The 1,167-nt window shown below is 76.1% G+C and carries 2 protein-coding genes; one reads left to right on the top strand and one right to left on the bottom strand.

Going from position 1 to position 1,167, the window contains the following annotated elements; translation table 11 throughout:
• A partial coding sequence (locus GTW08_RS02875) for a LysR family transcriptional regulator (protein WP_161151357.1) occupies window positions 1-239 on the bottom strand: 239 nt, incomplete at its 3' end.
• Window positions 240-322: 83 nt separating this feature from the next.
• Between GTW08_RS02875 and bla the strand changes: the two genes are divergently transcribed.
• Window positions 323-1,167 (top strand): class A beta-lactamase (bla, locus tag GTW08_RS02870; RefSeq protein ID WP_161151356.1); only part of this gene is annotated, 845 nt, incomplete at its 3' end.

Below are 1,167 nucleotides of genomic sequence, written 5' to 3'. Positions count from 1 at the left end.
CCGAGCGCCGCGGCGTCCTCGATCAGGGCACGGGCGCGGGGCAGCAGGTCGCGACCGGCCGCCGTCGGGGAGACGCCGCCGGGTCCGCGGTCGAACAGCGAGGTGCCGAGCCGGGCCTCCAGCCGTCGCAGGCCCTGGGACAGCGGCGGCTGCGTCATCCCGAGCCGGGCGGCGGCCCGCCCGAAGTGCCGCTCCTCGGCGACGGCGACGAAGAACGTCAGGTGCCGCAGCAGGTCCACCGGCTCGCTCCATATCGATCGGCTATCACACGCGAAGCACGATCGTATTCGCGCTATCGGTCCGGATGCGACACGGTGCGCCCATGACGATCACCCGCCGTTCCCTGCTCCTGGCCGGTGCCGCACTGGGCGGCGCCGCGCTGACCGGCTGCGCACCGGCGGCTCCGCCCGCACCCGCGACACCCGCCCCGGCGGACCCGGGCGCCGGGAGCGCACCGATCCCCGCGCTGGCCGACGTCGAACGCGAGTACGCCCGCACGATCGGGGTGCACGTGCTCGACACCGGCACCGGCGCGGCGGCCGGGCACCGCGACGGCGACCGCTTCCTGATGTGCTCGGTGGTCAAGGCGCTGATGGCCGGGTTCGTGCTGCACCGCTCGCTGTCCGAGCCCGGCCTGCTCGACCGCCCGGTCCGCTACGGGCGCGCCGACCTGCTGGAGTACGCGCCCGTCACGACCCGGAACCTGGCCGCGGGGATGACCGTGGCACAGCTGTGCGAGGCCGCCGTCACCGTCTCGGACAACACCGCGCACAACCTGCTGCTGCGCGAGGTCGGCTCCCCCGCCGAGCTGACCGCGTGGCTGCGCACGACCGGGGACACCGTCACCCGTTCCGACCGGGCCGAGACCGCGCTGAACGACCGCGACGGCGAGCGCGACACCTCGACCCCGGCCGCGCTGGCCGCCACGCTGCGCACCCTGGTCCTCGGCGACGCCCTGCCGCCCGCGCAGCGCGACCGGCTGACCGGCTGGCTGCGGGCGAACACCACCGGCGACCGGCAGATCCGCGCGGCGGTCCCGGCCGGCTGGACCGTCGGCGACAAGACCGGCTCCGGGCCGCTCGGGGAGCGCAACGATTCCGGGGTGCTGTACCCGCCGGACGGCGCACCGCTGGTCCTGACGGTCTTCACCGTCCCGGCCGACCCGGC

This window comes from Pseudonocardia sp. SID8383 (genome assembly GCF_009864975.1).
Taxonomy (GTDB): Bacteria; Actinomycetota; Actinomycetes; order Mycobacteriales; family Pseudonocardiaceae; genus Pseudonocardia; species Pseudonocardia alni.
The sequence above is the reverse complement of the archived record's forward strand: the minus strand, read 5'-3'. Positions and strand labels throughout refer to the sequence as shown.